Origin of the sequence: Duganella sp. SG902 (assembly GCF_013376005.1) — a bacterium.
Lineage (GTDB): Bacteria > Pseudomonadota > Gammaproteobacteria > Burkholderiales > Burkholderiaceae_D > Rugamonas.
Window position 1 is genome coordinate 1 of sequence record NZ_JABMJK010000002.1, and the last position, 23,360, is coordinate 23,360.

Below are 23,360 nucleotides of genomic sequence, written 5' to 3' on the forward strand. Positions count from 1 at the left end.
GCCAGGCGCAAAATCCCAATAATCTGCTCGTCGGTAAATCGTTTCTTCATCTAGCCTCCATGTGTAAAAATATCATGAAGACTAACCAGCCGCATGGCTACAAAGTTCCGATCAGGTCACTTTTAGTTCCGCTTATCGATGAATAGGTGTAGGTAGTACGGGATAGGCAATTTTAGTAAAACCGCGAAAAAAGAAACCCCCTCCCTATATCCTCCAAATTTTTACGCCTTGTTTACACTCCGCAGCCCAGTCTTTACAAAATCTTTAGGCCCTTGTCGCTAAGCTTCATTCCATCAAAACAAGACCTGTGAGGGTGTGATGGACTTTGTATTTATCGGCGCCATGGCGCTGTTTTTCCTGCTGACGGTGGTCATGGCCGCCGGCTGCGACAAATTGGCCGAATCGGGAGGCCAGTCATGAACACGTTCTATGTGATCGGCGCGATCGCCGCGGCCGGCCTGCTGGTCTACCTGGTGGCGGCCCTGCTGAAGGCGGAGGAGCTGTAACATGACCACGCAATCCATCGTGCTGTTGATCGTCTTCCTGGCCGTGCTGCTGGCGCTGGCCTGGCCGCTGGGCGCGCTGCTGGCCCGCGTCGGCGAGGCGGGCGCCGGCCCCGTGCCAGGCATGCGCTGGCTGGCGCGCATCGAACATCTGATCTACCGCGCCGCCGGCGTCGATCCCAAGCAGGGGCAGGGCTGGAAGTCGTACGCCGTGGCGCTGCTGCTGTTCAGCGTGATCGGCGCGCTGTTCACCTACGGGCTGCAACGGGTGCAACTGTGGCTGCCGCTGAATCCCCAGGCCATGGCCAATGTCAGCCCCGACTCGGCGTTCGACACGGCGGTCAGCTTTGTCGCCAACACCAACTGGCAGGGCTACAGCGGCGAGCAGACCATGAGCTACCTGACCCAGATGCTGGCGCTGGCGGCGCAGAACTTCTTCTCGGCCGCCACCGGCATGGCCGTGGCGTACGCGCTGATCCGCGGCTTCGCGTCGCGCTCGGCCAAATCGATCGGCAACTTCTGGGTCGACCTCACGCGCTCCACCCTGTACGTGCTGCTGCCGCTGTCGCTGCTGCTGGCCGTGTTCCTGATGGGGCAGGGCGTGATCCAGAACTTCTCGCCATATAAAGAGGTCCAGCTGCTCGACCCCGTCACCTACACCCAGCCGAAGGTGGGCGCCGACGGCCAGCCGCTGCTGGACGCCAAGGGCCAGCCGCTGACCGAGACGCTGACCGCCACCACGCAAACCATCGCCATGGGCCCGGTGGCGTCGCAGGAGGCGATCAAGATGCTGGGCACCAACGGCGGCGGCTTCTTCAACGCCAACTCGGCCCACCCTTACGAAAATCCGACCGCGCTGACCAACTTCGCCCAGATGCTGGCCATCTTCCTGATCCCGGCCGGCCTGTGCTTCGCCTTCGGCCGCATGGTGGGCGACCAGCGCCAGGGCTGGGCGGTGCTGGGCGCGATGACGCTGTTGTTCGTGGCGTGCACCGTGTTCGTGCTGGGCGCCGAGCAGGCCGCGCATCCGGGCCTGCAGGCGCTCAACGTCGACCAGGGCGCCAGCGCGCTGCAGGCCGGCGGCAATATGGAGGGCAAGGAGACGCGCTTCGGCATCAGCGCCTCGGCGCTGTTCGCGGCCGTCACCACCGCCGCCTCGTGCGGCGCGGTCAACGCCATGCACGACTCGTTCATGCCGCTGGGCGGGCTGGTGCCGATGCTGCTGATCCAGTTCGGCGAGGTGATCTTCGGCGGCGTCGGCTCCGGCCTGTACGGCATGCTGATCTTCGCCATCATGGCGGTGTTCATCGCCGGCTTGATGATCGGGCGCACGCCCGAATACCTGGGCAAGAAAATCCAGGCCTATGAAATGAAGATGACCGCGATCGCCATCCTGGTTACGCCGACGCTGGTACTGGCCGGCACCGCGATCGCGGTGCTGTGCGACGCCGGCAAGGCCGGCATCGCCAATCCCGGCGCGCACGGCTTCTCGGAAATCCTGTACGCCTTCAGCTCGGCCGCCAACAACAACGGCAGCGCCTTTGCCGGCCTGTCCGCCAACACGCCGTTCTACAACACCCTGCTGGCGATCGCCATGTGGTTCGGCCGTTTCGCCATGATCGTGCCGATCCTCGCCATCGCCGGTTCGCTGGCCGGCAAGCGGCGCCTCGAGGCCAACGCCGGCACCATGCCGACCCATGGCGCCATGTTCATCGGCCTGCTGTGCGGCGTGGTGGCGCTGGTCGGCGTATTGAATTACGTGCCGGCGCTGGCGCTCGGCCCGGTCGTCGAGCATCTGCAGCTGTTTGCCCAATAAGGAGTCACCATGTCACAAGCAAGTACCTTGTTCACCAATCCTCCGGCCAGGAGGCTGCGCATGTTCGAGTCCACGCTGGTGCTGCCGGCCGTGGCCGACGCCGTGCGCAAGCTGCACCCGCGCACCCAGTTGCGCAGCCCCGTGATGTTCGTGGTCTACGTCGGCAGCATCCTCACCACCTTGCTGGCGGCGCAGGCGCTGGGCGGCAAGGGCGAGGCGTCGTTCGGCTTCATCGCCGCCACCGCCGTGTGGCTGTGGTTCACCGTGCTGTTCGCGAACTTCGCCGAGGCGCTGGCCGAGGGCCGCAGCAAGGCGCAGGCGGCCTCGCTGCGCAGCCTGAAACAGAGCGTGACGGCCAAGAAGCTGGCCACGCCCAAGCATGGCACCACCTGGCTGCCGGCGCCGGCGCTCGAGCTGCGCAAGGGCCACACCATCCTGGTCGAAGCCGGCGACGTGATCCCGATCGACGGCGAGGTGATCGAGGGCGTGGCCTCGGTCGACGAAAGCGCCATCACCGGCGAATCGGCGCCGGTGATCCGCGAGTCGGGCGGCGACTTTTCCTCGGTCACCGGCGGCACCCGCGTGCTGTCGGACTGGCTGGTGGTGCGCGTCACCGCCAACCCGGGCGAGACCTTCCTCGACCGCATGATCTCGATGGTGGAGGGCGCCAAGCGCCAGAAGACGCCCAACGAGATCGCCCTGACCATCCTGCTGGTGGCGCTGACCATCGTGTTCCTGGTGGTGAGCGTGACCCTGCTGCCGTTCTCGCTGTTCTCGGTCAGCGCCGCCGGCGCCGGCGCGCCGGTGTCGATCACCGTGCTGATCGCGCTGCTGGTGTGCCTGATCCCGACCACCATCGGCGGCCTGCTGTCGGCCATCGGCGTGGCCGGCATGAGCCGCATGATGCAGGCCAACGTGATCGCCACCTCGGGCCGGGCGGTGGAAGCGGCCGGCGACGTCGACGTGCTGCTGCTCGATAAAACCGGCACCATCACGCTGGGCAACCGCCAGGCCGCGGCCTTCGTGCCGGCGCCGGGCGTCACCGAGCAGCAGCTGGCCGACGTGGCGCAACTGGCCTCGCTGGCCGACGACACGCCGGAAGGGCGCAGCATCGTGGTGCTGGCCAAGCAGAAGTTCAACATCCGCGAACGCGAGATGGCGGCGCTGAACGCGGTGTTCGTGCCGTTCAGCGCGCAGACGCGCATGAGCGGCGTCGACCTGCCGGGCGATGCGGCCGGCGCGGTGCGCAGCCTGCGCAAGGGCGCGGCCGACACCGTGCGCCAATACGTCGCCTCGCTGGGCCAGCCGTATCCGCCCGAGGTGGCGCGCGCGGTGGACGACATCGCGCGCCGCGGCGGCACGCCGCTGGTGGTGGTCGACGGCGGCCGCGTGATGGGCGTGGTCGAGCTGAAGGACATCGTCAAGGGCGGCATCAGGGAGCGCTTCGCCGAGCTGCGGCGCATGGGCATCAAGACCGTGATGATCACCGGCGACAACAAGCTGACCGCCGCCGCCATCGCCGCCGAAGCGGGCGTGGACGACTTCCTGGCCGAGGCCACGCCGGAGGACAAGCTCAAACTGATCCGCGGCTACCAGGCCGAAGGCCGGCTGGTGGCCATGACCGGCGACGGCACCAACGACGCCCCGGCGCTGGCGCAGGCCGACGTCGCGGTGGCCATGAACTCGGGCACGCAGGCGGCCAAGGAGGCGGGCAACATGGTCGACCTGGACTCGAATCCGACCAAGCTGCTGGAGATCGTCGAAATCGGCAAGCAGATGCTGATGACGCGCGGCTCGCTGACCACCTTCTCGATCGCCAACGACATCGCCAAATACTTCGCCATCATCCCGGCGGCGTTCGTCGGCACCTTCCCGCAACTGAGGGCGCTGGACATCATGCACCTGGCCAGCCCGGCGTCGGCCATCATGTCGGCGGTGATCTTCAACGCCCTGATCATCGTGGTGCTGATCCCGCTGGCGCTCAAGGGCGTGCGCTACCGCGCCATCGGCGCCGTGGCCCTGCTGCGCCGCAACCTGCTGTTGTACGGCGTGGGCGGCGTCATCCTGCCGTTCATCGGCATCAAGGCCATCGATATGCTGCTGGCCGCGTTCAACCTTGTATAACCCGTCGCTCCCGCGCAGGCGGGAGCCCATCCTCAGCATGGATTCCCGCCTGCGCGGGAATGACGCTGTTCTGGAGCTATCATGACATCTCATATCCGTCCCGCCGTCACCGTGTTTGCCGCGCTGACCCTGATCTGCGGCGTGCTGTACCCGCTGGCCGTCACCGGCATCGGCGCCGCCGCCTTCCCGGGCCAGGCGGCCGGCGGCATCGTCGAGGTGAACGGCAAGGCGGTCGGCTCGGCGCTGATCGGCCAGGCCTTCACCTCGCCGCGGTACTTCTGGGGCCGGCCGTCGGCCACGGCGCCGATGCCGAACAACGCGGCCGGCTCCGGCGGCTCCAACCTCGGCCCCTACAATCCGGCCCTGCTGGACGCCGTCAAGGGCCGCATCGAAGCCTTGCGCGCGGCCGATCCGGCCAACACCGCGCCGGTCCCGGTCGACCTGGTCACCGCCTCGGCCAGCGGCCTCGATCCCGAGATCAGCGTGGCGGCGGCGCGCTATCAGGCCGGCCGCGTGGCCAGCGCGCGCCACATCAGCCGCGAGCAGGTGCTGGCGCTGATCGAGCGCGCCACGCGGCCGCGGTGGCTCGGCTTCTTCGGCGAGGCGCGCGTCAACGTGTTGGCGCTGAATCTGGCGCTGGAACGCGCACAAGCGCGCGGCTGAGAGTAAAATCCCGCGCATGGCCTTCCCCTCCGACCCGGTCCGCCCCGACCGCCCCGACCCCGACGCGCTGCTGGCGCAGGTGCGGGCGCAGGAACGCAAGGCGGCGCGCGGCAAGCTGCGCATCTACTTCGGCGCCTCGGCCGGCGTCGGCAAGACCTACGCCATGCTGGCCGCCGCGCGCCAGCTGCAGGCCGCAGGCCAGCCGGTGCTGGTCGGCGTGGTGGAAACCCACGGCCGCGCCGACACCGCCGCCATGCTGGCCGGGCTGCCGCAGCTGGCGCCGCGCAGCGTCGCCTACCGCGGCAAACAGCTGGCCGAATTCGACCTCGACGCCGCGCTGGCCTCGCGGCCGCCGCTGATCCTGATGGACGAACTGGCGCACTCCAACGCGCCCGGCTCGCGCCACCCCAAGCGCTGGCAGGACGTCGACGAACTGCTGGACGCCGGCATCGACGTGCTCACCACCGTCAACGTGCAACACCTGGAAAGCCTGAACGACGTGGTGGGCGGCATCACCGGCATCCGCGTCGCCGAGACCGTGCCCGACACCGTGTTCGACCACGCCGACGAGGTGGTGCTGGTCGACCTGCCGGCCGACGAACTGCTGGCGCGCCTGCGGGGCGGCAAGGTGTACCAGGCGGCGCAGGCCGAGCGCGCCTCGAAAAACTTCTTCCGCAAGGGCAACCTGATCGCGCTGCGCGAGCTGGCGCTGCGGCGCACGGCCGACCGCATCGAGGGCGACGTGCGCGCCTACCGCGTCGAGCAATCGATCGCCGACATCTGGCAGACCGGCGCCGCGCTGCTGGCCTGCGTCGGCCCGCGCGCCGACGGCGAGCACACGGTGCGCGGCACGGCGCGCCTGGCCAGCCAGCTGGGCACCGGCTGGCACGCGGTGTACGTCGAGACGCCGGCGCTGCAACGGCTGCCGGCGGCGCGGCGCGAGCAAATCCTGCGGCACCTGAAACTGGCCGAAACGCTGGGCGCCAGCACCGCCGTGCTGGCGGGGCAGGACATCGCCGCCACCGCGCTCGAATACGCGCGCAGCCACAACCTGTCCAAGCTGGTGCTGGGCCGCGCCCACCGCGGCGCGTGGCGACCGTGGCGCACGCCGCCCATCGAGCGGCTGGCGCAACACGCGCCCGACCTCGACCTGATCGAAATCGGCACCCCACGCACCCCGCCGCGCGGCGCCGGCGGCGCCGCCGACGCCGGCGATGCCGCGCACGGCGCATGGGGCGGCGGCGCCGAGGCCGACGCCGACGCCGGCCTTGCGGCCGCCCCGGAGCGGCGCGGCCGCAAGGCCGGCTACATCGTCGCGGCGCTGGCCAGCATAGCCACCGCGCTGGCGGCCACGCCGCTGCTGGCCTACCTCGACCTGGCCAACATCGCCATGCTGTTCCTGCTGGTGGTGGTGCTGGTGGCGGTGCGTTTCGGACGCGGGCCGTCGGTGCTGGCCACCTGCGTCAGCGTGGCCTGCTTCGACTTCTTCTTCGTGCCGCCGCGCTTCACCTTCGCCGTCAGCGACTTCCAGTACCTGATCACCTTCGTGGTGATGCTGGCGGTGGGCCTGATCACCGGCCACCTGACCGCCGGCCTGCGCTTCCAGGCGCGGGTGGCGGCGCAGCGCGAACGGCGCGCCCGCGCCCTGTACGAATTCGCCCGCGAACTGTCCGGCGTGCTGCAAACCGAGCAAATCTTCGACGCCACCCGCGGCGTGATCCAGCGCGCCTTCCGCGCCCGCGCCACGCTGCTGCTGCCGGACGCCGACGGCCGCCTGCAGCCGCCGCCGGCCGGCGCCGACCGGGCCGGCGGCGCGCCGCTGTCGGTGCTGGACCTGGGCATCGCCCAGTGGGCCTACGACCGCGCCGAGCCGGCCGGCCTGGGCACCGCCACCCTGCCGGCCAGCCGCATCTTCTACCTGCCGCTGGTGGCGCCGATGCGCACCCGCGGCGTGCTGGCGATCGAGCCGGCGCAGCGGCGCTGGCTGCTGATCCCGGAACAGCGCCAGCAACTGGACACCTTCGCCGCGCTGGCCGCCATCGCGCTCGAGCGGGTGCACTACATCGAGGTGGCGCAGCAGGCGCTGGTCAGCATGGAGTCCGAGCGGCTGCGCAACTCGCTGCTGGCGGCGCTGTCGCACGACCTGCGCACGCCGCTGACCGCGCTGGTCGGCCTGTCCGAAGGGCTGGCCGGCTCGACGCCGGCGCTGAGCGCGGCGCAGCGGGAGGCGGCGCGGGCGCTGCATGCCGAGGCGCTGCGCATGAGCACCATGGTGGCCAACCTGCTGGACATGGCACGGCTGCAGAGCGGCGAAGTGAAACTCCATCTGGAATGGCAGCCGCTGGAGGAGGTGGTGGGCAGCGCCTTGCGCGCCAGCGCCGCCCAACTGACGGCGCACCGCGTCAGCACCGCGCTGGCGCCGGACCTGCCGCTGGTGCGGTACGATGCGGTGCTGATCGAGCGGGTGCTGGCCAACCTGCTGGAAAACGCCGCCAAGTACACGCCGCCGGGCGCGCGCGTCGCCATCCGCGCCGCGCCGCACGGCGCCTGGCTGCGGGTGACGGTGGCCGACGACGGCCCGGGCTTGCCGCCGGGGCGCGCCGAGCTGCTGTTTGAGAAGTTCACGCGCGGCGAGCGCGAATCGGCCAAGCCGGGCGTGGGACTGGGGCTGGCGATCTGCCGCGCCATCGTCGAGGCGCACGGCGGCGGCATCGGCGCCGCCAACGACGATGGCGGCGGCGCCGCCTTCACCTTCACACTGCCGCTGGGCACACCACCGGCCATGCCGGACGAGGAAGCATATGAGTGATCACCATGACTGACAGCGCGCCGACCGCCCTGCTGGTGGAGGACGAGCCGCAAATCCGCCGCTTCGTGCGCGCCGCGCTGGAGCAGGAGGGCTGGCAGGTGCACGAGGCGGCCGGCCTGCGGCGCGGCCTGATCGACGCCGGCACGCGCCAGCCCGACCTGATCGTGCTCGACCTGGGCCTGCCGGACGGCGACGGCGTCGACTTCGTGAGCGACCTGCGCAAATGGTCGACGGTGCCGGTGATCGTGTTGTCGGCGCGGGTGGGCGAGGCCGACAAGATCCGCGCGCTGGACGCCGGCGCCGACGACTACCTGACCAAGCCGTTCGGCACCGGCGAACTGCTGGCGCGGGTGCGCGCCACCCTGCGCCGCCAGCGCCAGCCGGCCGCCGCCGGCGACGGCCTGATCCGCTTCGGCGAGGTGGCGCTGGACTTGCAACAGCGCCGCGTCACCCGCAACGGCGAGCATGTGCACCTGACGCCGACCGAATACCGGCTGCTGGCGGTGCTGGCCGGCAACGCCAACCGGGTGATGACCAACCCGCAGCTGCTGCGCGCCGTGTGGGGGCCCTCGCAGGCCGAGAACGGCCACTACCTGCGCATCTACATGGGCCACCTGCGCCACAAGCTGGAACAAGACCCCGCCCAGCCGCGCTACCTGCTGACCGAGACGGCGGTCGGCTACCGCCTGCAGCTGCCCTGAACTATTTGCTCAGGGTGCGCATGGCGCGTTCCAGTCCGTCCATGGTGAGCGGGAACATGCGGTGGTTCATCAGCTGGCGGATGATGCCGACCGACTGGCGGTACTGCCAGATGTTTTCCGGCTCGGGGTTGAGCCAGACGAACTTCGGGAAGGCCGCCGTGCAGCGCGCCAGCCAGGCGCTGCCCGCCTCCGCGTTGTTGTACTCGACCGAGCCGCCCGGCTGCAGGATCTCGTAGGGGCTCATGGTGGCGTCGCCGACGAAAATCAGCTTGGTGTCGGGCGGGTACTTGCGCAGCACGTCCCAGGTCGGGAAGCGCTCCGAATGGCGGCGCCGGTTGTTCTTCCACACGTGATCGTAGACGCAGTTGTGGAAGTAAAAGAACTCCATGTTCTTGAACTCCGACTTCGCGGCCGAGAACAGCTCCTCGGTGCGCTCGACGTGGTCGTCCATGGTGCCGCCGACGTCGAACAGCATCAGCACCTTGATGTTGTTCTTGCGCTCGGGCTGCATCTTGATGTCGAGGTAGCCGGCGTTGCTGGCGGTGGCGCGGATGGTGGCGTCCAGCGCCAGTTCCTCGGCCGCGCCCTGGCGCGCGAACTTGCGCAGGCGGCGCAGCGCCACCTTGATGTTGCGGGTGCCGATCTCGCGCTCGCCGTCGTAGTCCTTGTAGCTGCGCGCCTCCCACACCTTGACCGCGCCGCGGTTGCCGCCCTTGCCGCCGATGCGGATGCCCTCCGGGTTGGTGCCGCCGTGGCCGAACGGCGAGGTGCCGCCGGTGCCGATCCACTTGCCGCCGCCCTCGTGGCGCTCCTTCTGCTCCTTGAGCAGCTCGCGCAGCCGGTCCATCAGCTTGTCGTAGCCGAACTTTTCCAGCGCCGCGATCTGCTCGGGCGTCAGCTCGCGCTTCATGCGCTGCACCAGCCAGTCCAGCGGCACCGCGCCCTGCGCCTCGAAGGCGGCGTCGACGCCCTTGAAGTACTGGCCGAAGGCGCGGTCGAACTTGTCGAAGTGGGCCTCGTCCTTGACCAGCGTCAGGCGCGCCAGATAGTAAAACTCATCGAGCGAGGCGCCGATGACCTGCTTCTGCATGGCCTCCAGCAGCGTCAGAAACTCCTTGATGCTGACCGGGATCCGGGCGTCCTTGAGCGTGAAGAAGAAATCGATCAGCATCTCAGGCCATCCCGTGCCGCGCCAGCTTGTAGCGCAGATGCGCCTTGATCTCCGGCCACTCGCCGGCCGCGACGCTGTACATGACCGTGTCGCGCACGGTGCCGTCGCGGCGCAGGGCGTGGTGGCGCAGCACGCCGTCCTTTTTGGCGCCCAGGCGCTCGATGGCGGCCTGCGAGGCGTGGTTGAAATTATCGGTGCGCAGCCCGACCAGCGCCGCGCCCAGCGTCTCGAACGCGTGCGTCATCAACAGCAGCTTGCAGGTGGTGTTGACGTGGGTGCGCTGCCAGCTGCGCGCGTACCAGGTGTAGCCGATCTCGAGGCGGCCGATGGCCGGCACGATGTCGTGGTAGCTGGTGGTGCCGACCAGCGCGCCGCTGGCGGCGTCGATCACGGCGAACGCCAGCCGGGTGGGGCGCTGCTCGATGGCCTTGTAGATGTAGGCGTCCACCTCGTGCGGCTCGGGCACCGAGGTGACGCGCAGCTGCCACAAGGCGCCATCGCTGGCGGCCGCGCGCAGGCCGTCGGCGTGGTGGGCGCCCAGCGGTTCCAGGCGCACGCCGTGCAGTTCCAGCGTGGTGGGCAGGACGGTGTTCATCGGTTGCTGCGCGACATGAAGACCAGACGCTCGAACAGATGGACATCCTGCTCGTTCTTCAGCAGCGCGCCGTGCAGCGGCGGCACGATGGCCTTGCTGTCCCGGCTGCGCAGCGCTTCCGGCGGAATGTCCTCCGCCATCAGGAGCTTGAGCCAGTCGAGGAATTCCGAGGTCGAGGGCTTCTTCTTCAGGCCCTGCACCTCGCGCAGCTCATAAAACGTCTGCAGCGCCTGCGCCAGCAAGGCCTGTTTCAGGTGCGGATAGTGCACCTGGACGATCTGCGCCATGGTGTCGCGGTCGGGGAACTTGATGTAGTGGAAGAAGCAGCGGCGCAGGAAGGCGTCCGGCAGCTCCTTCTCGTTGTTGGAGGTGATGATCACCAGCGGGCGGTGGACGGCGCGCACCATCTCGCGCGTCTCGTAGACGTGGAACTCCATGCGGTCCAGCTCGCGCAGCAGGTCGTTGGGGAACTCGATGTCGGCCTTGTCGATCTCGTCGATGAGCAGCACCACCGGCGCGGGCGCCGTGAAGGCCTGCCACAGCACGCCCTTGACGATGTAATTATGGATGTCGCGCACGCGCTCGTCGCCGAGCTGGGAGTCGCGCAGGCGCGACACGGCGTCGTACTCGTACAGGCCCTGCTGCGCCTTGGTGGTCGACTTGACGTGCCACTGCAGCAGCGGCATGCCGAGCGCGGCGGCCACCTCCTCGGCCAGCATGGTCTTGCCGGTGCCGGGCTCGCCCTTGATCAGCAGCGGGCGTTGCAGGGTGAGGGCGGCGTTGACGGCCAGTTTCAGGTCGGCGGTGGCGACGTAGTGGTCGGAACCTTCAAAACGAGCGTGCATGGGAATGTCCGGATAAATGAAACAGTATAGGGCGAAACGCCGGCGCCGGCGCGCGCCGCCGCGTGGCGGCCGTGTTGTTTCTAAAAAGTACTTGGGTTAGAATCCCTGCACAAATAGTACAAAAGTCAATATAGTGGCACCGTGGTAGTAGTATCCGAGATAGCCGTATCCGATTACTTACTTAGAGACACCATGAAAAAACTCACCGCACTCCTCGTGCTCGCAGGCTTGTCCCACGTCGCCGTCGCCGCCGAGGTCGTGGGCAATGTCCAGAACGCCAAAGCCAAGATCGAAATGTGCATCGGCTGCCACGGCATCCCCGGCTACAAGGCCACCTTCCCCGAGGTGTACCAGGTGCCGATGATCGGCGGCCAGTCGGCCAAGTACATCGAGGGCGCGCTGCAGGCGTACAAGAAGGGCGACCGCAAGCATCCGTCGATGAAGGGCATCGCCGCCAGCCTGTCGGACCAGGACATCGCCGACGTGGCCGCGTTCTACGCGCAGCAGACCCGCACCGCGGACCCGAAATGAGGACTGAGTTCATGAAAAACACCATCGCCGCCCTGGGCCTGGCCCTGATCGCCGCCGGCGCCGCGCAGGCGGCCGGCAACGTCGAGGCGGGCAAGGCCCTGACCGAGAAATACGCCTGCTTCAGCTGCCACGGCAAGGACTTCAACACCCCGATCGACGCCAGCTATCCGAAGCTGGCCGGCCAGCACCGCGACTACCTCGAGCACGCGCTCAAGGCCTACAAGCGCGGCGACGGCGCCAACGGCCGCAACAACGCCATCATGACCGGCCAGGTCAAGCCGCTGAGCAACCAGGACATCAAGGACATCGCGGCCTATCTGCACAGCCTGCCGGGCACGCTGGCCACCCACCGCTGAGCCGGCATGACGCTCAGAGGCGCCGCTTGATGGCCTCGATGTAGGCGGCGCCGTCGGGCGCGGTGCCGGTGCGCTGGGCGTGCCAGATCATCTCGCCCAGGCACTCCATGATCTCGTGCTGCGCCGCGTGGGCGTCGTCCAGCTTGAGGGTGAGCGCGGTGGCCAGCGCGCGGATGCCGGGCGGCTGGTCGATCGAGATCTGCTCGTCGATCGACAGGTGCATGGACAGGTGCAGGAACGGATTGGCCTGCGCGCCCTCGACCTGGTAGTCGCGCGTGAGCGCCGTCTCGACGTCGCCCAGCACGTCGTGGTATTCGGGATGGTGGCGGATCCAGTCGGACGCCATGGTTTCCAGCGGCGTCAGGAGCTCGTTGGCGCGCTGCTTGCGGTACGTCTCGCAGAAAAAGCGGCGGACGTCGTCTGAGGATGGATTGAACATGGCGCCATTGTACCTCTTGCCGGAGGCGGGCGCCCGGCGCGGCTGGTAAGATGGCGGTCCGACCAACTCACGCCTCACGCCATGCTGAACCCATCCGCCCTTGACACCCTGTTCTACAACGCCCACACCCACAACGGCTGGCAGGACCGCCCGGTCAGCGACGAGCAGCTGCGCCAGCTGTACGACGCCCTGCGCTGGGCGCCGACCGCCGCCAACGGCTCGCCGGCGCGGCTGGTGTTCGTGCGCTCGCCCGAGGCCAAGGCCAGGCTGGCGCCGGCGCTGTCGGAAGGCAACCTGGCCAAGACCCTGGCGGCGCCGGTGACGGTGATCGTCGGCATGGACCTGGAATTCCACGAGAAGCTGCCGCGGCTGTCGCCGGCGGTGGACGCCCGTTCCTGGTTCGCCGGCAACGACGCGGCGATCCAGTCGACCGCCTTCCGCAACTCCTCGCTGCAGGGCGGCTACCTGATCCTGGCGGCGCGCGCGCTGGGCCTGGACGTGGGGCCGATGTCGGGCTTCGACAACGCCAAGGTGGACGCGGCCTTCTTCGCCGGCACCGCCATCAAGTCCAACTTCATCTGCAACCTCGGCCACGGCGACCCGGCCAAGGTGCGCCCGCGCGCGCCGCGCCTGTCGTTCGACGAGGCGTGCCGGATCGTCTAGGCGAAAAAAACGGGACGGCCGGGCCGTCCCGTTGCAGCCTATTTCTTTTCCTCGGCGGCGCAGGCCGCGCCCGAGGCCTCGGCCGTGACCAGCGCCGGCGCGGCGGCCGCGGCCGCGCTGCCATTGCCGCGCGGCGCGTGCGGCTGGCGCAGGTAGCGCGAGCCGTGGTGGCGGCGGTCGTGGCCGTTCGGCGGCCAGGTCAGGAAGCGCGACAGCTCCTGCAGGGCGCGCTGGTAGACCTCGCGCTTGAATTCAATCACGACATCGAGCGGCACCCAGTAGTCATGCCAGCGCCAGGCGTCAAATTCCGGATGGTCGGTCAGGCGCAGGTTGACGTCGTTGTCCCGGGCGCACATGCGCAGCAGGAACCAGATCTGCTTCTGGCCACGGTAATGGCCGCGGATTTCCCGCTTGATGAAATGGTCCGGCACCTCATAGCGCAGCCAGTCGCGGGTGCGACCGACGATCTTGACGTGCTCGGCCCGCAGACCGATTTCCTCTTCCAGCTCCCGGTACATCGCCTGTTCCGGCGTCTCTCCGTATTTGATGCCGCCTTGCGGAAACTGCCATGAGTGCTCGCGCACCCGCTTGCCCCACCACACCTCGTTATGGGCGTTCAGCAGGATGATGCCGACGTTGGGGCGGAACCCTTCCCGATCGAGCATATTGCACCTCAAACTTTCTGCGGCCGAGCTCCCGTCTTATATTTTTGCCCACAAAACGGCCGTCCACCGGCCATTTCCGGGTAGGAAATCGGTGCGAGGGCCTATTATTGAACGCATTTGTATAAAGTATGGACGCATCAGCCAGCTAATCCTTTAAAATTAGGTTGATTATAACCCTCTCTTTTTAAAAAGAATTCACCGTATGCGCGCGTCACGTTTTTTTATTTCCACGCTTAAAGAAGCACCTTCCGATGCCGAGATCGTCAGCCATCAGTTAATGATGCGCGCCGGCATGATCAAACGCCTGGGTTCGGGCATCTACACCTACATGCCGATGGGCCTGAAAATCATCCGCAAGGTGGAGGCCATCGTGCGCGAGGAGATGAACCAGTCCAACGCCATCGAGCTGCTGATGCCCCTGATCCAGCCGGCCGAGCTGTGGCAGGAGACCGGCCGTTGGGACAAGATGGGGGCCGAACTGCTGCGCGTCAAGGACCGCCACGGCCGCGAATTCGCGTTCCAGCCGACCGCCGAGGAGGTGATCACCGATGTTGTCCGTTCGGAAATTAAATCGTACCGCCAACTTCCGTTGAATTTTTACCACATCCAGACCAAATTCCGCGACGAGCGCCGCCCGCGCTTCGGCCTGATGCGCGGGCGCGAGTTCACCATGAAGGACGCCTACTCGTTCGACCGCGACCTGGCCGGCATGCAGGCCTCGTACCAGATCATGTACGACGCCTACGTGCGCATCTTCAACCGTTTCGGCCTGAAGTTCCGCGCGGTGGCGGCCGACAACGGCGCCATCGGCGGCACCGGCTCGCACGAATTCCACGTGATCGCCTCGACCGGCGAGGACGCGCTGGTGTACTGCCCGAGCTCGGACTACGCGGCCAACATGGAGGCGGCCGAGGCGCTGCCGGTCAACCCCAGCCGCCCGGCCGCCAGCCAGGCGCTGAGCAAGCCGGCCACGGCGGGCGCGACCAAGTGCGAGCAGGTGGCCGCGCAGCTGGGCCTGCCGCTGTCGCGGACCGTCAAAGCGCTGGCGCTGACGGTCGAGAAGGAGGAGGGCGGCAAGGCCTACTTCATGCTGCTGTTGCGCGGCGACCACGAACTCAACGAGATCAAGGTCGGCAAGGTGGCGGGCCTGGCGGCGCACCGCTTCTCGACCGAGCAGGAAATCCTCGAGGTGTACGGCAGCGTGCCGGGCTACCTGGGGCCGATCAACACCAGGCTGCCGGTCACCGTGGTGGCCGACCGCACGGTGGCCAACATGGCCGACTTCGTCTGCGGCGCCAACGAGGAGGGTTACCACTACGCGGGGGCCAACTGGGGCCGCGACTGCGCCGAGCCGGCCATCGTGGCCGACCTGCGCAACGTGGTCGAGGGCGACGCCTCGCCGGACGGCAAGGGCGTGCTGGCGATCGAGCGCGGCATCGAGGTCGGCCACGTGTTCCAGCTGGGCACGGCCTACTCGGAAGCCATGAAGGCCACCTTCCTGGACGAGAACGGCAAGCCGGCGCCGTTGCAGATGGGTTGCTACGGCATCGGCATCACCCGCATCCTGGGCGCCGCGATCGAGCAGAATTACGACGACAAGGGCATCATCTGGCCGACCGCCATCGCGCCGTTCGAGCTGGTGCTGTGCCCGATGGGCATGGACCGCAGCGAGGCGGTCAAGGAGGCGGCCGAGCGGCTGTACGCCGAGGCGGTGGCGGCCGGCATCGACGTCATCCTGGACGACCGCGGCCACCGTCCGGGCCAGATGTTCGCCGACTGGGAACTGATCGGCGTGCCGCACCGCGTGGTGATCGGCGACCGCGGCCTGAAGGAAGGCAACCTGGAATACCAGGGCCGCCGCGACAGCGAGGCCACCGCCGTGCCGGTGGCCGAGGCGCTGGCCTTCATCAAAGGCAAACTGGCGCGGTGATGAGAACGCGGTGGGCGGCGCTGCTGCTGGCGCTGGCCGTGGCGGCGCCGGCGCTGGCCGGCAACCAGAAGGAGGAGGCGCTGGCCGACTCGGTGCGGCTGGCGCTGTCGAACGCCATCAAGGACGCGACGCCGCCGACGCCGAGCTTCCGCACCCCGTCCGACCAGGCGCGCTACCGCAACTGGCTGGAGACCATGTCGTACCGGCTGCGGCGCAAGCTGCCGGACGAGCAGACCCGCAACGAATTCCTGGCCACCGTATGGTACGAGGCGCGCCGCGCCGGGCTCGACCCGGGGCTGGTGCTGGGGCTGATCCAGGTCGAGTCGGCGTACCGCAAATACGCGGTATCGATCGTGGGCGCGCGCGGCTACATGCAGGTGATGCCGTTCTGGACCAACGTGATTGGCGACCGCGACCGGCGCGCCCTGTTCGACATGCAGACCAACCTGCGCTACGGCTGTTCGATCCTGCGCATGTACCTCGACATGGAGGCGGGGAACCTATATCTGGCGCTGGGCCGCTACAACGGCAGCCGCGGCAAGCCGGACTACCCGAACGCCGTGCTGGCGGCCTGGAACAACTGGAAATAAATCCGGGGTCAGGTCCTCCATTTCTACACGGCCTCAACAGCTGCGCTGTTGAGGCCGTGTAGAAATGGAGGACCTGACCCCGGAATACGGAATAAAAAAACCGGGGAGGCCCCGGTTTTTTTTCGTCTGATTATTTCAGGTGGTCCGAAATCAGCTTGGTCATTTCGAACATGGAGACTTGGGCTTTGCCGCCGAACACGGCTTTCAGTTTGTCGTCGGCATTGATGTTGCGACGGTTGGTCGGGTCTTGCAGGTCGTGCTTCTTGATGTAATCCCAGACTTTCTTGGTCACTTCGGTGCGCGGCAGGGCGGTGGCGCCGACGATGGCGGCCAGCGAGGCGGATGGCGTCATCGCTTTCATGAAAGCGGCGTTCGGCTTGCGGGCCGCAGGGGCTTTTTTCGCTGCTGGTTTGGCTGCTGGTTTTACGGGTGCTGCTGCTTTCTTCGCGGCGGGCTTGGCCGCCGGTTTCTTAGCTGGTGCTGCTTTTTTGGCTGTTGCCATATTCGAGCCTCCTTAACGAACACATGGAAAATTGCGCAATTGATCGCACCGGCTAATATTGGTGGGGATTTAACCTGTGCGCAACTGTTTTTTGCGTTTTTTTCCGGAAACACCACGTAAACACGGGGCGTCGCCCCGGTTTACGCGCTTTTTCCCCATGCGCGGGCGCCTTGCACCAGCTTAGCGCAGGCCCGGCATCATGCCCTTCATCGAGCGCATCATCTTCATCATGCCGCCGCCCGAGAGCTTTTTCATCATGGTCTGCATCTGCTCGAACTGGTTCAGCATGCGGTTCACCTCCTGCACCTGCACGCCGGCGCCGGCCGCGATGCGGCGCTTGCGGGTGGCCTTGATCAGCTCCGGCTTGGCGCGCTCGGCCGCGGTCATGGAGTCGATGATGCCGACCATGCGCCGCACCTGCTTGTCGGCCTGGTCCATGTTGGCGTTGCCGGCCGCCTGCTGGAACTGCGCCGGCAGCTTGTCCACCAGGCTGGCCATGCCGCCCATTTTCTTCATCTGGCCCAGCTGCGCCTTGAAGTCGTTCATGTCGAACTTGCCGCCCGATTTGACCTTGGCCGCCAGGTCGGCCGCCGCCTTGGCGTCGACGCCTTTACGGGCTTCCTCCACCAGCGCCAGGATGTCGCCCATGCCCAGCACGCGGTTGGCCATGCGGGCCGGGTCGAACGCCTCCAGGCCGTCGAGCTTTTCCGAGACGCCGGCGAACTTGATCGGCTTGCCGGTAATGTGACGCACCGACAGCGCCGCGCCGCCGCGCGAGTCGCCGTCCAGCTTGGTCAGCACGATGCCGGTCAGCGGCAGGGCGTCGTTGAAGGCCTTGGCGGTGTTGATGGCGTCCTGGCCCAGCATGGCGTCCACCACGAACAGGGTTTCCACCGGCTTGACCGCGCCGTGCACGGCGGCGATCTCGGTCATCATCGCTTCATCGATGCCGAGGCGGCCGGCGGTGTCGATGATCAGCACGTCGTGGTAGTGCTTCTTGGCCCAGTCCAGCGCGGCCAGCGCGATGTCGACCGGCTTGTCCTGCGCGGTGGAAGGGAAGAAATCGGCGCCGACCTGGGCGGTCACCGATTGCAGCTGGGCGATCGCGGCCGGACGATACACGTCGGCCGACACCGTCAGCACCTTCTTTTTCTTTTCTTCCTTGAGGTACTTGGCCAGCTTGCCGACGGTGGTGGTCTTGCCCACGCCCTGCAGGCCGGCCATCAGGATGATGGCGGGCGGCTGCTGGGCAAAGCTCAGCTGCGCGGCCTCGGGGCCGAGGTCGGCGCCCATGATGGCGGCCAGCTCGCGCTGCACCACGCCGACCAGCGCCTGGCCCGGCGACAGCGAGGAGATGACTTCCTCGCCCAGGGCTTTTTCTTTGACGCGGGCGATGAATTCGCGCACGGCCGGCAGGGCGACGTCGGCCTCCAGCAGCGCCATGCGCACCTCGCGCAGCATCTCGGCGGTGTTGGCTTCGGTCAGGCGGGCCTCGCCGCGCATGGTCTTGACGACCTTGGCGAGGCGTTGAGTCAGATTATCTAGCATGGTGATCGTTCAATGGGTGATGGCGCCGGCCCCAGGGCCGGACAATGGCCGCCATTTTACCGCATCGCCCAGGCCACGGCAGCTACGCCTTGTTATCAAAAATTATAATTTCCTATTGATAATATTGTGCGCGCGGCGCATTGTCTTGTTATCTATTTAATTGTCAGGAGCGTGCATGGAGCAGTTACTGGAACAGGCTGACGTGGCGCCGGCGGTTGCCGCGTCGGCGCCACAGCGCATCAAATTCCACGCCACCGGCGGCGAATACTTCCGCATCTGGATCGTCAACCTGCTGTTGACCATCGTCACGCTGGGCATCTACTCGGCCTGGGCCAAGGTGCGGCGCAACCAGTATTTCTATGCCAGCACCGAACTGGCCGGCGCCAGTTTCGAATACCACGGCAGCCCGGTGGCCATCCTCAAGGGCCGCATCGTGGCCGGCCTGTTCGTCGGCGCCTACGCCCTGACCGTGCACAGCTCGCCTGGCCTGGCGCTGCTGGCGCTGCTGGTGCTGGCCGCGATCTCACCGTGGTTCATGTGGAAGAGCCTGCAGTTCCGCCTGCATAACACCAGCTATCGCGGCATCCGTTTCCGTTTCGCCGGCGACAAGCATGACGCCTACATCAACTACATGGTGCGCCCGTGGCTGAGCGGCGTGACCGCCGGCCTGGCCGTGCCGTTTGTGCACCAGCGCGCCAAGGCCTGGACCCACAACAACGCCCGCTACGGCAACGCGCGCTTTTCGTTCGACGCCGAGGTCGGCGATTTTTATAAACTGTATGGCTGGTTTGTGCTGGTCGGCGGCGGCGGCTTCGCGCTGCTCACCTGGCTGATCATGTCCGGCGTGTCGCCGGCCGACGGCGCGGCGGGCGCGGCCGAGGCGCGCGCCATCGAGGCCGGATTCGTGATGATGGCTGGCTACGCCTGGTTCTTCCTGGTCTACCCGCTGTTCATGCAGATGCTGCAAAACCTGGTGTGGAACCACACCAGCCTCGAGGCGCACCGCTTCCGGTCCGACATGAAATGGGGCCGCATGGTGTTCATCACCGTGACCAATTACCTGGCCGTGATCTGCACGCTGGGCCTGTTCCTGCCGTTCGCCCGCGTGCGCACGCTGCGCTACCGGCTGGAATCGATCGCGCTGCTGCCGGAAGGCTCGCTCGACGACGTGCTGGCCGCGCCGCAGGACGCGGTCGGCGCCACCGGCGAGGGCGCGGCCGATTTCTTCGACTTCGACCTGTCGATATAAATATGAGCGTGGTCGCCGCCCGCTATTTCGATGGCCGCAGCTCGCGCCTGCACCGCGTCACGCTGACGGTGGAGGATGGCCACGCGGTGTTGCGCGGCGACGCCGAGCGGCGCGAACCGCTGCACGCGCTGCATGTGTCCGAGCGCAGCCGCCACGCCGCCCGCAAGGTCAGCTTCGCCGACGGCGCTTATCTGGAGGTGGACGACGGCGCGGCCTTCGCCGCTCTGCTGCGGCAGACCGGCCACCGCGACGGCCTGGTGGTGCGGCTGCAGCACAGCTGGCGCGCGGTGCTGGCGGCGGCCGCCGCCACGGTGGCGACGCTGTGGCTGGGCTATCTTTATTTGCTGCCGGCGCTGGCGGCCGGCATCGCCGCCGCGCTGCCGCCGCAGGTGGAGCGGCAGCTGGGCGCCGGCGTGCTCAAGCTGCTGGACGACCGTGTGCTGGCGCCATCCACCCTGAGCGCGCAACGGCAAGCCGCGCTGCGCGAGCGTTTCCGCCGGTTGCAACCGCCGCTTGGCGCGGCGCCGGACTGGCGCTTGCAGTTTCGTAGCAGCCGGGTCGGCCCCAATGCCTTCGCGCTGCCGTCCGGCGACATTGTGATGACCGACCAGCTGGTCAAGCTGCTGGACAGCGACGCCGCCGTGATGGCGGTGCTGGCGCACGAGCTGGGCCATCTGCATCAGCACCACGGTATGCGCCGCATGATACAGGGTTCCATCGTCACCGCCGTCTCCGGGCTGGTGTTTGGCGATATGTCGGCCCTGATGGCGACCGCGCCGGCCCTGCTGCTGGACATGAAATACTCGCGCGACGCCGAACGCGAGGCCGACGACTACGCGGTCGCCATGATGCTGCACAACGGCCTCGGCGTGCAGCCGCTGGTCGAGGTGTTCGCCCGCTTCCAGCAACTGGAACGGGAAGAGGGCGGCGACATGGGCTACCTGTCGAGCCATCCGCCCAGCGCCGAACGCCTCGAACGCATCCGCGCGGCCGGGGTAAGAATGCGCTGATAGGCAAGACCAGCCGGGCTTGGTATGATTTCTCCAAACAACACCTTTGGAGAGACGGATGAAACTGAAAGCGCTATGCACCGCCGTAGTCATGACCACCATGCTGGGCGCCAGCCACGCCCAGGCGCAGGAGGTGGTTCGCCTGGGCAACCTGAAGTTCGCCCACTACGGCGCCGTCTCCTATATAAAAGAGATCGCCCCCAAGTGCGGCATCAAGGTCGAGGAGCGGGTGTTCGCCAAGGGCCTGGACGTGATGCAGGCCATCATCGCCGGCGAGCTCGATGTCGGCACCACCGCCTCCGAGGCCGCCATCTCGGGCCGCGCCGGCGGCGCGCCGATCTACGTGGTGGCCGGCTTCGCCAAGGGCGGCGCGCAGCTGGTCAGCCGCGCCGACCTGAAACTGAAAACCGTCAAGGACCTGAAGGGCAAGAAGGTCGGCGTCACCCGCGGCGGCATCCAGGAGGTGCTGCTGCTGGCCGAGCTGCAGCAGGCCGGGCTGACCGTCTCCGACCAGCCGGGCAAGGATGTGCAACTGGTGTTCCTGGCCTACGCCGACCTGAATCAGGCGCTGCTGGGCAAGCAGATCGACGCCATGATGCAGTCCGAGCCGCAATCCTCGCAGGCCATCAACAAGGGCTTCGGCAGCGAGATGATCAAGCCCTACGACACCCCGATCGGCGAGCCGGTGCGCACCATGGTGATGACCGAGAAGTTCTACAAGGAGAAGCGCCCGCTGGCCGAGAAGTTCATGAACTGCTTCGTGCAGGCCACCAAGACCTTCATCGACAACAAGGCCATCGCCGAGAAGTATGTGCGCGAGGTGGTGTTCAAGGGCCAGATCACCAAGGACGACTTTGACGACGCCATCGGCAATTCGCCGTACAGCTACGACATCACGCCCGAGCACATCCAGATCACCACCGACGTCATGGTCAAGACCGGGGTCGGCCGCATGAGCAAGCCGCCGGTGGCCAAGGACTGGGTCAAGACCGACCTGCTGGAGGCCGCCAAGAAAAACCTGGGCGTCAAATAATGGCGGCGACTTCCTCCTGGCGCCAGATCGGCGTCGGCCTGGTGCTGCCGGCCGTGGTGGTGGCGCTGTGGCAGACGGTGGCCACGCTGGGCTGGGTCAATCCGCAGGTGCTGCCGTCGCCGCTGGCGGTGGCGGAGAAGTGGGTGGCCTACCTGCTGCCGCTGCAGCCCTATGATCCGGCCGCCGGCAGCTGGCTGCACTGGGCCGTCTCCGGCGAGCTGATCACCGACTCGCTCAGCAGCTTGTACCGCGTGGTGGTCGGCTTCCTGATCGGCGGCGGGCTGGCCCTGCCGCTCGGTCTGGCCATGGGCATGAGCAAGCACGTGTACGACTGGTTCAACGTGCTGGTGCAGATGGTGCGGCCGATTCCGCCGATCGCCTACATTCCGCTGTCGATGCTGTGGTTCGGGCTGGGCAATCCGCCGGCCGTGTTCCTGATCGCGCTGGGCGCCTTCTTCCCGGTGCTGATGAACACCATCGCCGGCGTGCGCCAGGTGGACGGCATCTATATCCGCGCCGCCCGCAACCTGGGCGCCTCCGGCTTCACCATGTTCACCCGCGTGATCCTGCCGGCGGCCGTGCCCTACATCCTGTCCGGCGTGCGGATCGGCATCGGCACCGCCTTCATCGTGGTGATCGTGGCCGAGATGGTGGCGGTGAACAACGGCCTCGGCTTCCGCATCCTGGAGGCGCGCGAGTACTTCTGGTCCGACAAGATCATCGCCGGCATGATCACCATCGGCCTGATCGGCCTGGCCATCGACGTCGGCATGAACAAGCTGAATAACTATCTGCTGCGCTGGCACCGCGGCCTGGAAAACTGATGACACATATATTAGTCTCGCAAGTGAACAAGGTGTTCCAGACCGCCGAACGGGAGGTGGTGGCGCTCAAGGACATCAACCTGGAGATCCCGCAGGGCCAGTTCGTGTGCCTGCTCGGCCCGTCCGGCTGCGGCAAGTCGACCCTGCTGAACGCGGTGGCCGGCTTCGCGCCGCCGTCGTCCGGCAGCATCACGGTGGAGGGGCGGGCGGTGACCACGCCCGGCCCGGAGCGCGGCATGGTGTTCCAGGAGTACGCGCTGTTCCCGTGGATGACGGTGGAGGACAACGTCGCCTTCGGCCTGCAGATCAAGGGCCAGCCCAGGGCGCGGATCCAGGCCACGGTGGACAAGCTGCTCAACATGCTGTCGCTGCAGGACTTCCGCAGCCGCTATCCGAAGGACCTGTCGGGCGGCATGCGCCAGCGGGTGGCGATCGCGCGCGTGCTGGCGCTGGATTCGCCCATCATGCTGATGGACGAGCCGTTCGGCGCGCTGGACGCGCTGACCCGGCGCAATCTGCAGGACGAGCTGCTGCGCATCTGGTCCGAGCTGAAAAAGACCATCATCTTCGTCACCCACTCGATCGAGGAGGCGATCTACCTGGCCGACCGCATCGTGGTGATGACCTACCGGCCCGGCACCGTCAAGCGCGACATGCTGGTCGAGCTGCCGCGCCTGCGCGACCCGGCCGCCGCCGAGTTCAACGCCCTCAAGCGCGAGCTGGGGCAGCTGGTGATGGAGGAGCAGCAGCGCCATCACCATGACGAACTGCGCATGGCAGCCGTGGATTGAGC

The 23,360-nt window shown here is 67.3% G+C and carries 23 protein-coding genes; 16 read left to right on the forward strand and 7 right to left on the reverse strand.

The features are described 5' to 3' along the window. The first annotated feature begins 416 nt into the window (after positions 1-416). From FHW83_RS03475 to kdpE, 6 genes are all read left to right on the forward strand, one after another. Positions 417-506 (forward strand): potassium-transporting ATPase subunit F, encoded by a 90-nt coding sequence (locus FHW83_RS03475; protein WP_176644983.1) that lies wholly within the window; start codon positions 417-419, stop codon positions 504-506. A 1-nt stretch (position 507) separates the two neighbouring features. Then, on the forward strand, positions 508-2,319 hold the full coding sequence (gene kdpA, locus FHW83_RS03480) for a potassium-transporting ATPase subunit KdpA (protein WP_176644984.1): 1,812 nt from the start codon (positions 508-510) through the stop codon (positions 2,317-2,319). A gap of 9 nt (positions 2,320-2,328) precedes the next feature. Then, complete coding sequence (kdpB, locus tag FHW83_RS03485; RefSeq protein ID WP_176644985.1) at positions 2,329-4,443, forward strand: potassium-transporting ATPase subunit KdpB; 2,115 nt, start codon at positions 2,329-2,331, stop codon at positions 4,441-4,443. 81 nt (positions 4,444-4,524) lie between these two features. Next, on the forward strand, positions 4,525-5,106 hold the full coding sequence (gene kdpC, locus FHW83_RS03490; protein WP_176644986.1) for a potassium-transporting ATPase subunit KdpC: 582 nt from the start codon (positions 4,525-4,527) through the stop codon (positions 5,104-5,106). 16 nt (positions 5,107-5,122) lie between these two features. Next, positions 5,123-7,915, forward strand: a complete 2,793-nt coding sequence (gene kdpD / locus FHW83_RS03495; protein ID WP_176644987.1) for a two-component system sensor histidine kinase KdpD — start codon at positions 5,123-5,125, stop codon at positions 7,913-7,915. 5 nt (positions 7,916-7,920) lie between these two features. After that, the gene (kdpE, locus tag FHW83_RS03500) at positions 7,921-8,616 is read left to right on the forward strand and encodes a two-component system response regulator KdpE (protein WP_176645551.1); all 696 of its coding nucleotides are present in this window, start codon (positions 7,921-7,923) and stop codon (positions 8,614-8,616) included. 1 nt (position 8,617) lies between these two features. On the opposite strand, the gene FHW83_RS03505 is transcribed toward kdpE, so the two are convergent. The 3 genes from FHW83_RS03505 to FHW83_RS03515 are packed head-to-tail and all read right to left on the reverse strand — an operon-like array spanning position 8,618 to position 11,227. Then, entirely contained in the window at positions 8,618-9,787 is a 1,170-nt protein-coding gene (locus FHW83_RS03505; RefSeq protein WP_176644988.1) for a VWA domain-containing protein, read from the reverse strand. A gap of 1 nt (position 9,788) precedes the next feature. After that, a complete protein-coding gene (locus FHW83_RS03510) occupies positions 9,789-10,382 on the reverse strand; it encodes a GNAT family N-acetyltransferase (RefSeq protein ID WP_176644989.1) in 594 nt (197 codons plus the stop codon). Continuing rightward, complete coding sequence (locus FHW83_RS03515) at positions 10,379-11,227, reverse strand: MoxR family ATPase (RefSeq protein WP_176644990.1); 849 nt, start codon at positions 11,225-11,227, stop codon at positions 10,379-10,381. Before FHW83_RS03515 ends, FHW83_RS03510 begins: the two co-directional genes overlap by 4 nt. Before the next feature lie 192 nt (positions 11,228-11,419). Between FHW83_RS03515 and FHW83_RS30445 the strand changes: the two genes are divergently transcribed. Then, a complete protein-coding gene (locus tag FHW83_RS30445; RefSeq protein ID WP_218106067.1) occupies positions 11,420-11,758 on the forward strand; it encodes a cytochrome c in 339 nt (112 codons plus the stop codon). A gap of 11 nt (positions 11,759-11,769) precedes the next feature. Then, positions 11,770-12,114 carry a cytochrome c gene (locus FHW83_RS30450; RefSeq protein WP_218106074.1) on the forward strand — a complete coding sequence of 115 codons (345 nt, stop codon included), beginning with the start codon at positions 11,770-11,772 and terminating at the stop codon, positions 12,112-12,114. 13 nt (positions 12,115-12,127) lie between these two features. Here the strand turns inward: FHW83_RS30450 and FHW83_RS03525 are convergent, their stop codons facing one another. Continuing rightward, positions 12,128-12,553 carry a DUF1841 family protein gene (locus FHW83_RS03525; protein WP_176644991.1) on the reverse strand — a complete coding sequence of 142 codons (426 nt, stop codon included), beginning with the start codon at positions 12,551-12,553 and terminating at the stop codon, positions 12,128-12,130. Positions 12,554-12,634: 81 nt separating this feature from the next. On the opposite strand from FHW83_RS03525, the gene FHW83_RS03530 reads away from it, so the two are divergent. Continuing rightward, positions 12,635-13,216, forward strand: a complete 582-nt coding sequence (locus tag FHW83_RS03530) for a malonic semialdehyde reductase (protein WP_176644992.1) — start codon at positions 12,635-12,637, stop codon at positions 13,214-13,216. 38 nt (positions 13,217-13,254) lie between these two features. Here the strand turns inward: FHW83_RS03530 and FHW83_RS03535 are convergent, their stop codons facing one another. Then, on the reverse strand, positions 13,255-13,881 hold the full coding sequence (locus FHW83_RS03535) for an RNA pyrophosphohydrolase (protein WP_229224008.1): 627 nt from the start codon (positions 13,879-13,881) through the stop codon (positions 13,255-13,257). A gap of 202 nt (positions 13,882-14,083) precedes the next feature. On the opposite strand from FHW83_RS03535, the gene FHW83_RS03540 reads away from it, so the two are divergent. Both FHW83_RS03540 and FHW83_RS03545 read left to right on the forward strand, forming a co-directional pair. Continuing rightward, on the forward strand, positions 14,084-15,811 hold the full coding sequence (locus FHW83_RS03540; RefSeq protein ID WP_176644993.1) for a proline--tRNA ligase: 1,728 nt from the start codon (positions 14,084-14,086) through the stop codon (positions 15,809-15,811). Continuing rightward, positions 15,811-16,401, forward strand: coding sequence for a lytic transglycosylase domain-containing protein (locus FHW83_RS03545; protein WP_176644994.1), 591 nt, complete (start codon positions 15,811-15,813; stop codon positions 16,399-16,401). The genes FHW83_RS03540 and FHW83_RS03545 overlap by 1 nt, the downstream gene beginning before the upstream one ends. Positions 16,402-16,531: 130 nt before the next feature. Here FHW83_RS03545 and FHW83_RS03550 read toward each other — a convergent pair whose 3' ends face one another. Together FHW83_RS03550 and ffh are read right to left on the reverse strand one after the other, a co-directional pair. Next, complete coding sequence (locus FHW83_RS03550) at positions 16,532-16,903, reverse strand: SWIB/MDM2 domain-containing protein (RefSeq protein WP_176644995.1); 372 nt, start codon at positions 16,901-16,903, stop codon at positions 16,532-16,534. Between the two features lie 180 nt (positions 16,904-17,083). Then, the gene (gene ffh / locus FHW83_RS03555; protein WP_176644996.1) at positions 17,084-18,451 is read right to left on the reverse strand and encodes a signal recognition particle protein; all 1,368 of its coding nucleotides are present in this window, start codon (positions 18,449-18,451) and stop codon (positions 17,084-17,086) included. Between the two features lie 175 nt (positions 18,452-18,626). Between ffh and FHW83_RS03560 the strand changes: the two genes are divergently transcribed. Genes FHW83_RS03560 through FHW83_RS03580 form a run of 5 tightly spaced genes read left to right on the forward strand, consistent with a single transcriptional unit; the run spans position 18,627 to position 23,358 of the window. Continuing rightward, positions 18,627-19,700, forward strand: a complete 1,074-nt coding sequence (locus tag FHW83_RS03560) for a YjgN family protein (protein ID WP_176644997.1) — start codon at positions 18,627-18,629, stop codon at positions 19,698-19,700. A 2-nt stretch (positions 19,701-19,702) separates the two neighbouring features. After that, complete coding sequence (locus FHW83_RS03565) at positions 19,703-20,710, forward strand: M48 family metallopeptidase (protein WP_176644998.1); 1,008 nt, start codon at positions 19,703-19,705, stop codon at positions 20,708-20,710. 58 nt (positions 20,711-20,768) lie between these two features. Beyond that, positions 20,769-21,743 (forward strand): ABC transporter substrate-binding protein, encoded by a 975-nt coding sequence (locus tag FHW83_RS03570; RefSeq protein WP_176644999.1) that lies wholly within the window; start codon positions 20,769-20,771, stop codon positions 21,741-21,743. Beyond that, positions 21,743-22,567 (forward strand): ABC transporter permease, encoded by an 825-nt coding sequence (locus FHW83_RS03575; RefSeq protein WP_176645000.1) that lies wholly within the window; start codon positions 21,743-21,745, stop codon positions 22,565-22,567. The genes FHW83_RS03570 and FHW83_RS03575 overlap by 1 nt, the downstream gene beginning before the upstream one ends. Beyond that, positions 22,567-23,358 (forward strand): ABC transporter ATP-binding protein, encoded by a 792-nt coding sequence (locus FHW83_RS03580; RefSeq protein ID WP_176645001.1) that lies wholly within the window; start codon positions 22,567-22,569, stop codon positions 23,356-23,358. Before FHW83_RS03575 ends, FHW83_RS03580 begins: the two co-directional genes overlap by 1 nt. Positions 23,359-23,360 lie beyond the last annotated feature (2 nt).